The sequence below is a fragment of the Martelella sp. genome, assembly GCF_984369615.1.
This window is the reverse complement of sequence record NZ_CFHTCS010000183.1, coordinates 1-8,713: the sequence shown is the minus strand read 5'-3', so window position 1 is coordinate 8,713 and position 8,713 is coordinate 1. Positions and strand designations below refer to the sequence as shown.

At 63.6% G+C, this 8,713-nt stretch carries 10 protein-coding genes; 1 reads left to right on the top strand and 9 read right to left on the bottom strand.

Translation table 11 applies throughout. The features are described 5' to 3' along the window. Together AC5DC2_RS14540 and AC5DC2_RS14535 are read right to left on the bottom strand one after the other, a co-directional pair. The coding region (locus tag AC5DC2_RS14540; RefSeq protein WP_491698982.1) for an FAD-dependent oxidoreductase at nucleotides 1-1,170 on the bottom strand (1,170 nt) is incomplete at its 3' end. 48 nt (nucleotides 1,171-1,218) lie between these two features. Further along, the gene (locus AC5DC2_RS14535; RefSeq protein WP_024707916.1) at nucleotides 1,219-2,292 is read right to left on the bottom strand and encodes a maleylacetate reductase; all 1,074 of its coding nucleotides are present in this window, start codon (nucleotides 2,290-2,292) and stop codon (nucleotides 1,219-1,221) included. A gap of 93 nt (nucleotides 2,293-2,385) precedes the next feature. On the opposite strand from AC5DC2_RS14535, the gene AC5DC2_RS14530 reads away from it, so the two are divergent. Further along, nucleotides 2,386-3,336 (top strand): LysR family transcriptional regulator, encoded by a 951-nt coding sequence (locus AC5DC2_RS14530; RefSeq protein ID WP_024707915.1) that lies wholly within the window; start codon nucleotides 2,386-2,388, stop codon nucleotides 3,334-3,336. A 10-nt stretch (nucleotides 3,337-3,346) separates the two neighbouring features. On the opposite strand, the gene AC5DC2_RS14525 is transcribed toward AC5DC2_RS14530, so the two are convergent. The 7 genes from AC5DC2_RS14525 to AC5DC2_RS14495 form a co-directional block, all read right to left on the bottom strand. Beyond that, nucleotides 3,347-3,679, bottom strand: a complete 333-nt coding sequence (locus AC5DC2_RS14525) for a hypothetical protein (protein ID WP_024707914.1) — start codon at nucleotides 3,677-3,679, stop codon at nucleotides 3,347-3,349. Nucleotides 3,680-3,686: 7 nt separating this feature from the next. Then, nucleotides 3,687-4,523: an intradiol ring-cleavage dioxygenase gene (locus tag AC5DC2_RS14520; RefSeq protein ID WP_024707913.1), complete on the bottom strand. Its 837-nt coding sequence runs from the start codon at nucleotides 4,521-4,523 to the stop codon at nucleotides 3,687-3,689. A 22-nt stretch (nucleotides 4,524-4,545) separates the two neighbouring features. Next, nucleotides 4,546-5,577, bottom strand: a complete 1,032-nt coding sequence (locus tag AC5DC2_RS14515) for a branched-chain amino acid ABC transporter permease (RefSeq protein WP_024707912.1) — start codon at nucleotides 5,575-5,577, stop codon at nucleotides 4,546-4,548. Nucleotides 5,578-5,586: 9 nt separating this feature from the next. After that, nucleotides 5,587-6,450, bottom strand: a complete 864-nt coding sequence (locus AC5DC2_RS14510; RefSeq protein WP_024707911.1) for a branched-chain amino acid ABC transporter permease — start codon at nucleotides 6,448-6,450, stop codon at nucleotides 5,587-5,589. Further along, on the bottom strand, nucleotides 6,447-7,160 hold the full coding sequence (locus tag AC5DC2_RS14505) for an ABC transporter ATP-binding protein (RefSeq protein ID WP_024707910.1): 714 nt from the start codon (nucleotides 7,158-7,160) through the stop codon (nucleotides 6,447-6,449). The genes AC5DC2_RS14510 and AC5DC2_RS14505 overlap by 4 nt, the downstream gene beginning before the upstream one ends. Then, nucleotides 7,157-7,876, bottom strand: a complete 720-nt coding sequence (locus AC5DC2_RS14500) for an ABC transporter ATP-binding protein (RefSeq protein ID WP_491698981.1) — start codon at nucleotides 7,874-7,876, stop codon at nucleotides 7,157-7,159. The genes AC5DC2_RS14505 and AC5DC2_RS14500 overlap by 4 nt, the downstream gene beginning before the upstream one ends. Before the next feature lie 206 nt (nucleotides 7,877-8,082). Then, nucleotides 8,083-8,643 (bottom strand): flavin reductase family protein, encoded by a 561-nt coding sequence (locus tag AC5DC2_RS14495; protein ID WP_491698980.1) that lies wholly within the window; start codon nucleotides 8,641-8,643, stop codon nucleotides 8,083-8,085. Nucleotides 8,644-8,713 lie beyond the last annotated feature (70 nt).

Sequence of the window (8,713 nt, the reverse complement as noted above, 5' to 3'; positions counted from 1 at the left end):
CACCCCTTCGGCCATGCCGAGGGCTGCGAAGATCGGGCCGGTTTCGGCGATCGACTGGTTTGCCCGGGTGACGATCTGCTTGGCGACGGGCGCCCGCTCGGCGTCGTAGCTGTCGAGCAGATGCTCGCCCGCCTGCCCCTTCAGAACCATCGCCAGTTTCCAGGCGAGGTTGAAGGCATCCTGGATCGAGGTGTTGGACCCAAGTCCGTTCGAGGGCGGGTGGCGGTGAATTGCGTCGCCCATGCAGAACACGCGCCCGCTCGCCGTTTTCGTGGCGTAGAAATTGTTCACCGTCCACGTGTTGGCCGAGAGGAGCTCGATCTCAAGATCCGGATCGCCGATCAGCTGCCGCGCGACGCCGGTGGCGAACTCCGGCGTAACCTCGGGCTCGGGACCGTTGATGTCGTAACCCCAGACGATCAGCCATTCGTTCCATGGCCGCACCATGCGGACCAGACCCATGCCGATGCCGCCGACATCGGCGCCCGGCTGCATCACCCAGTAAAGCACGGACGGGCGATGGGCGACATATTTCGTCAGATCGGCCTTGAACAGGATGTTCATCGAGCCGCCGACGCCCATCCTGCCCTCGAAGGGCAGGTTTTCATGCTCCGCGACCAGGGACTTGCCGCCATCCGCGCCGATCAGATATTTCGAGCGGATGGTGAATTCCTTTTGCGTCAGCCGGTCCAGACAGGTTGTGGTGACGCCGTCGGCGTCCTGCTGGTGGCGCAGGTATTCCGTCGACATCCGCGCCTGGGTTCCGCGCGCGCATGCGGTTTTGAACAGCAGCGGTTCCATGAAGGTCTGCGGCAGGTCGTTCATCTTCGTGGGCGAAGACATGAGATGCTCGGCCTTGGAGAGCGGGTGATTGCCCCAGGCCTTCATCCGGCCGATTTCCTCGCCGGCAAGGCTTTCGCAGAAGATATTCTCGCCCATCAAGGCCTGGTGGGTGGCGAACAGATAGGCTTCGTCCTCGACCTCGCGACCGAGGTCGCGCAGCACCTCCATGGCGCGCTGATTGGTGATATGCGCGCGCGGCGTGTTGGCAAGCCAGCGATAGCGGTTCACCGCCATGTTTTCGATGCCGTAGGTCGAAAGCAAGGCGGCGGTGGCCGAGCCCGCAGGGCCGGTGCCAATGATCAATACATCGGTGGTGATGTCTGGCATAAGGTCTCCTCCCAAGAACAGAACAAGGCGGACAATGCCGCCGAAATATTAAAAGGCCGGCATGTCCCCGCTCCAGGCCGCCTGCAGCAGTGCCCGGATCGCGTCCCGTTCAACAGGACGCGGGTTCCAGTAGGCATTGGCGACAGCCAGTTCCGCCGCCTTGTCGAGATCGGCCTCGCTCATCCCCAGATCGCGCAGGGCCAGAGGGGCGCCGATCTCCCTGGCAAAGCGATAAAGTCCCCTGCCCGGATTGTCGTCGCCGAAAAGCTCTGCCGCCGGCGCCAGCAGTTCTGGCACGGCGACAGCATTATAGGCCAGGGCATGCGGCAGGATGATCGCATGCGTCTCCGCGTGGGGCAGGTTGAAGCTTCCGCCCAGCGTGTGGCAGAGCTTGTGATGCAGCGCCATGCCCACCTGTCCCAGCACCGTGCCGCAAAGCCATGCCCCGTAGAGGGTTTCCCCGCGCGAAGCCACATCGGTCGGTGCGGCCAGAACGTTCGGCAGACTGTCGCGGAAGGCGCGCAATCCCTCGACGGCCATCAGCGAGGAAAGGGGGGAGCGGTCACGCGCGTAGAGCCCTTCGGCAGCGTGCGCCATTGCGTTGAGCGCGGAGGTGACCGTCATCTCGACCGGCAGGGTCGTGACCAGTTCCGCGTCGTAAAGAATGGTGCCGGGCTGCACCTTCGCATTGGTCTGGGTGGTCTTCAGGCCATTTTCGGTCTGGCCGAGAATGGGCGTCGCCTCCGATCCGGCATAAGTGGTCGGCACGACGATCTGGGGCAGGCCGGTTCTGAGAGCGATCGCCTTGCCGAGCCCGATCGTCGAGCCGCCGCCGACGGAAACGAGCATATCCGCGCCCAGCTCCGCGGCGCGGCTGGCCGCCTCATCCGAGACGTCGACCGGCGTGTGCATCGTCGCATTGGTATAGGCGCCGGCGGCGCGCGCTCCGCAGTATTCGGCAAAGGCATCGGCCAGGTCCGCCTGCTGGGGCGTCGTCAGGATTAATGCGCGGCGCGCGCCCAGCGTCTCCAGCTCCTCGGCGAGGCATTTGCGCACGCCGGCGCCGAAACGAACGCGCACGGCCGCGCTGCGCGCGGTGAATTGCTCGCGAAAAAAAGACAAAGGCTCCTCCCTCCTGTGAAGACTGGAAATCACAATAGCGTAATCAAACGGAGATATTGATCGGATGATCGGAATATTATATTGCTTTTGGTTATGAAAATAGACAGCGAGCATCTCGAGATCTTGGCGGCGATCGTCGAAAAGGGCGGCTTGACCGAAGGCGCGGATGAGCTCGGCAAGTCGCAGCCTTCGGTCTCGCGCAGCATGGCCCTGCTGGAGAAGAGGATCGGAATGCCGCTGTTCGAGCCCGGGCGCAGGCCATTGCGCGCCACCGAACTGGGCGCCAGTCTCGCGCGGCTGGGCAGCCGCATCCGCAGCGCCAACCAGGAAGCCAGCCTTCTGGTCCGGCGCTTCCGCCAGGGTCTGGCCGGCAGGCTGCGCGTCGGCGGATCGCCGATCTTCACCGACGGCGTCGTGGCGGTCATGATCGCCGAATTTCAGTCGCGTCATTCGGATGTGTATATCGACCAGTCCTACGGTTACCTGGACAGCCTTTCCGTCGGATTGCGCAATGGCGGTCTCGATATCGCCATTCTGCCGCTTCATCCGCGGCAGGTGCCTGCGGATATGGATTTTTTGCCGCTGCTTTCGGGCAGGAACGTGGTCGCCTGCCGCGCGGACCATCCCCTGACGCGGGTCAAGGGCATCACGCTTGACGCCGTCGCCCGCTATCCTTGGATCGCTCCGCCCGCCAACAGCCCGCTTTACCGCGATCTCGAACGGGCGCTGAAATCGATCGGGCAAAAGGATTTCATGATCAATTTCTCCGGCGGAACGCTCGCCTCGATCCAGTCGCTGCTGATGGGATCGGACTCCCTGACCATTCTGCCCTATTCCGTGGTTTTCCAAAACCGCCGCACCATCCCTCTGGCCGTGCTGCCGTTGAAAATCGACCATCCCGACCGCCAGCTCGGCGTTCTGACCATGATCGAAAGACAGAGACCGCCCGCAGCCCGGCAGTTCATCGAATTCCTGCATATCGAGGCCCAGCGCCTGCAGGCCAGTATGGATCATGAGGAACAGGTGACCCACCGGCGGCGCTGAAGCGCAAAGGTCATTTCAGCGCGACATAGGTCTCCGGGTCCAGCATGGAGATGCGCACCGCCACAGGCTGGCCCGTGGCATTGCCGACCTTTTCGCGAAGCTTTCCGGCAATTTCGGCGACCTTCTCCCGGGTCCGGTCCGGCCGCGCCAACAGATTGAGCTCGACGCTGACCTGCGGCTGATCGGACAGGCCAAGAACCGGAAGCATGGCCAGATGACAGGCGGCATTGTCGACCGAGAGCAGTGAACACAGCGCTATCCGCAGATCAGGCAGCAACGCGACCAGGTTCTCCTGTGCCGCGTTGTAGAGCGCCTCGTCGACGAATATTTTGACGTTGGGCATTCAGACCTCACAATGATACGAGGACGAAGTCGAATGGAGAGCGCCATTGCGTGGTGCTGCCTTCAACCCTCTCATACGGCGCAATCAGCGATTTCTTGACGCCGAACACCGCGTCGGATTCCAGATATTCGTCACCGCCGACAAAGGTGTGTGTCACCAGTTTCTGATAGCCCGGCGCGGTGACGAGATAGTGCATATGCGCGGGGCGGTAGGGGTGGCGGCCGAGATGGCCGAGCATCTGTCCCACCGGCCCGTCGTCAGGGATCGGATAGCTGACCGGCTTGATGCCGACGAAGCTGTAGCGGCCGTCCGCCCCGGTGATGAACCGTCCGCGATTGTTCCATTTCGGCTGAATGCCCGGCTGCTGAACGTCATAATAGCCCTCGGCATTGTCCGACCAGACGTCCACCGTCGCGCCTTCGATCGGATGGCCGTCGCGGTCCAGCACCCGGCCCTCGAACAGGCAGCTTTCACCCTTGCCGTCCAGGGAGATATTGTCGCCCATCTGCCGGATCGGCGCCCCGTCGACATGGAACGGCCCGAAAACGGTGTTCTCGGTCGCGCCTTCGGGACGCCGGTTGTTGATCGCGTCGACCAGCATGGAAACGCCCAGAACGTCCGACAGCAGAATGAATTCCTGCCGCTCCTGCGAGCACATCTGGCCGGTTTTGGTCAGAAAGGCGATCGCATACTCCCACTCGTCCTGCGTCAGCTGGATTTCCTTGGCAAAGTCATGAATGTGGCGAACGAGACATGTCATGACTTCGGCAAGACGCGGGTCGGTTTCAGGCCCCATGCGGGCGTTGACCGTGTCGGCTGACGTCGTTTCGTTGAAATAGCTCATGCGTTGCTCCTCCTCGGGCGCATCAGGTTGTTGTGCGTTTATCGGGACCGGGTCCTGGCGGGATGTGTTCAAGCGGCAGTAGGTCGAAACCGGTCCGTTGAATCAGGCCGCCCCACAATCCCCTCTTTTCGAACAGCATGATCGCGATGCCGATCACGCCCAGAACGATCAGATAGACCGTGCCGTAGTCGGAAAGCAGCCTTTGCAGCCCGTAAAAGACCAGCACGCCGACGATCGGGCCAGGCAAGGTGCCGATACCGCCAATGACGACAATGAAAATGACGAAGGCCGTCCAGTCGATCACGGAAAACGCGGCGTCGGGCGCAATGCGTCCGGTCTGTATGAAGATCAGCGCGCCGCAAAGTCCGGTGCCAAACGCGGTCAACAGGAAGACCAGCGCCTTGAGGCGCACGGCATCGACGCCGACGGAACGGGCCGCGACGGGATTGTCGCGCATGGCCTGCAGGCCGAGCCCCATGCGCGAGCGCAGGAACAGCCAGCTGGCGACCAGCATCACCACGACCAGCCCCAGCGCCAGCCAGTAGGTCAGCACATCGACGGCCGCCGCGCCCGAAATGTCGAGAACATCGCGCAGGAGCTGAACGCCGGGCATATCGCGCGCGGCCCCGCGCGGCAGCGCGGTGCCCGTGCCGCCGCCAAGCGCGCGCCACTGGCCGATGGAAAGCCGGCCGATTTCGGCAACCGCCCATGTCGCGATGGCGAAATAGGCGCCGTTCAGACGAAACGTGAAGAAGGCGACCGGGACCGACAGCGCCATGGCGACCACGCCGCCGATCACCGCGCCGGTCAGGGGATCAATCCCCCACAGAATAACGGCTGCGAACATCGAATAGGCGCCGACGCCGACGAAAAGCTGCTGGCCGACGGAGACGAGGCCGGCAAAGCCGGCAAGCATGTTCCAGTTCAATGCCAGGACCAGCAGGCACAACACCATGAACAGGTCCTGCACCAGCGCGCGCAGGCCGAACAGCGGGATGATCGCCATGATGGCGACGAGGATGGCAACGAAGAGGAGTTCCAGGGGTTTTCTCATGGCCGGTCCTCAATCATAGGCGCGCGGAAACAGCCCGCGCGGCCGCAACAGCAGCACGACAACAAAGGCGACATGGCCCGCCAGGATCTGCCATTGCGGGTTCAGCGCCGCGCCGAAGGCCTGCGCAACGCCGATGACCAGCCCGCCGATCAGCGTGCCCCACAGGCTCCCGAGCCCGCCGATGATAACCGCCTCGAAGGCATAGAGAAGGCGGGCGGGACCGATGGACGGATCGAAATTGGCGCGCGCGCCCAGATACAGCGCGGCGATGGTGGCGACGACCATGGCAATGCCCGTCGCCACCGCGAAAATGCGACTTGGCCGGATTCCCATAAGCTGAACCGTCACCGGATCATCGGACGTGGCCCGGAACGCCCTGCCAAGCGCCGTCCGGTAGAAGATCCGGTTCAGGCAGAGGATCACCAGTATGGCCGAGGCGAAGGTGATCAGTGGCATGATGCCGACATTGACCGACCCGAAAGACAGCGACTGCGCCTCGATGGGACCGACCGGCAATTTGCGGCTGTCGGCGGTAAACTGCTGCAGCAACGCGTTCTGGATGACGACGGACAGCCCGAAGGTGACCAGCAGCGGCGGCAGGATGTCCTCGCCCAGCACGCGGTTCAAAAGCACGGTCTGCAGCACATAGCCGAGGACGAACATGATGGGCATGGCAATCAGCGCGGCGATGAACGGGTTCAGCCCCATGGCCGTGCCGATGCCGAGGATCAGATAGGCGGCCAGCACGATCAGATCGCCATGGGCCAGATTGACCAGGCGCATAATGCCGAAGACGAGGCTGAGCCCCGCGGCGAACAGGGCGTACAATCCGCCGAGCAGCAAGCCCTGAATGAGTGTTTCAAGCCATATCATGCGTGACTGATCCCGAAATAGGCGTCGTGGATGGCATCGCGCGAGAGTTCGCAAGGGGGGCCCGACAGCGTGATGCGGCCTTCCATCATGCAATGGACGCCATCGGCGATCTTTAGCGCCTGGCCGATGTCCTGCTCGACCACGATGATCGCGGTTCCGCTCTCGCGGATCGTCGGGAAGGCGGCGTAGATCTCGCGGATGACGACGGGCGCAAGGCCCAGGCTCAGTTCGTCGCACAGGAGCACGGACGGGTTCGACATCAGCGCCCGTCCGATGGCGACCATTTGCTGCTGACCGCCGGATAATGCGGTGGCGGGCTGGCCGCGGCGCTCAGCCAGGACCGGGAAGAGTTCGAAAACGCGCGAAAGGTTCCAGAAGGCATTGCCCTTGCGGACATGGGCGCCGATCAGAAGGTTCTCCTCGACGGTGAGGCTGGGGAAAAGTCGTCGCCCCTCCGGCACCATGCTGATGCCGGCGCGCAGAATGTCGGGCGCGGTGAGCCGGTCGATGCGTGCGCCGTTCAGGGTGGCCGTGCCCGCCGTCACCCGGGCGATGCCGGTGATGGCGCGCATCAGCGTGGTCTTGCCGGCGCCATTTGCCCCGATGATCGCCAGCGTCTCGCCCTCATTCAGCGTCAGGTCAATGCCGAACAGGGCCTGGAAGTCGCCGTAATGGGCGGTCAGATCGCGAATGTCCAGAAGCGCGCTCATGCCTCGATCCCCAGATAGACTTCGCGCACCTCGGGCGCGGCCATCACCTCTTCCGGATCGCCGATCATCAGCATGCGACCGAAGTTCAGGACCATCAGCCGCGTCACCACCGCGTTCAATGCATGCAGGACATGCTCGATCCAGAGAATGGCGGTGCCCTCGGCGTGGATTGCGCGGATCGTGGTCACCAGTTCCGCGCACTCCCCATCGGTCAGCCCGCCGGCGATCTCGTCCAGCAGGATAACGCGCGGCCGGGTGGCGAGCGCGCGCGCCAGTTCCAGCCGTTTGCGGCTCAGCAGCGGCAGGGTGCCGGCCTTGTGGAGGGCCAGTTGCTCCAGCCCCGTCCGCGCCAGAATCGACATGCACAATCCCGGCGCCTCGGATGCGCCCACGGCTCCGCCGAAGCGCGCGGCCACGAGCAGGTTCTCATAGACCGACAGATGGTCGAAAGGCTGCGGGATCTGGAACGACCGGCCGATTCCGCTGATGCAGCGCTGCATCGGGCTCTCCCGGGTGACATCGCGGTCACCCAGCATCACCTGCCCGCCGTCCGGCCGCAGATTGCCGGTGATGAGGTTGAAAAGCGTGGACTTTCCCGCGCCGTTCGGGCCGATGATGCCCAGCGCCTCGCCTTCGGCAAGCGCGAAACTGACGTCGTCGGCGACCTTCAGCGCGCCGAAGCTTTTGGACATTCCCTTTACGGAAAGGATTGCCATGATCCTCTTCCCCTCCATTCACCAGCCTCGTTTCCGCGCTTCTGCTGCAGTTGCCCGGGCTGGTTTCCTCCTCGCGCCACCTTAGACCTGTCTTTCCGGCGGCATGATCGGATAGTTGCGCAAAAATATCGCTTCGGGTTATAAACCGCCCCTCCGACAGCCCCGGTCCGCGGTTGTGCTATATTCCGGCGACATCGCCGCGTGCTTCAGCGGAAAACGTCGCGATATTCCTCGTCCAGCAGAGCGAGACTGGCCACGCCGCTGCTGTCCTCGCGCAGCCGGTGCCAGCGGCGATCCAGGTAGACGAGCGACTCGCGTTCGGGCGCGGCGAGATCGGCGGTCGCCCCTTCGATCAGTTCCGCGGCTACCAGCGTTGCGCCCTCGACCGCAAGCGTTCCGCTGATGCGCGCCCTGAACCATGTCGAAACATTGGTGTAACGCGGCTCGCCGGTCGGAAGCCGTGTCCAGGCGATGCCCGGACCGAAGCGGTCGGCGCCGGGCGTGGCCCCCAGCCGGGCCAGTTCCAGATCCGGATAGCGCAACATATGGACAACCACGGTTTCCGCCTGCAACACCGTTGCCGTGGACCGCGATCGCGCCGAAAGCGAAAAGGCGATGGTCGGCGGCGACGCGCTGACGGAAATCAGCGAAGACACGGTCATCGCCACCGGCTGATCGCCGGGATCGGCGGTAATCACCGCAACGCCTGCGGGATGACAACGAAAAGCCTCGCGAAAGGCTTCGGCAACGGTATGGTGTTCAGGCATCAAACATAGCTCCGGCAGTCTGTTCGGGCGGGGGCGCAATATTTTGCGCCCCCTCCGGGTATTACTTCTC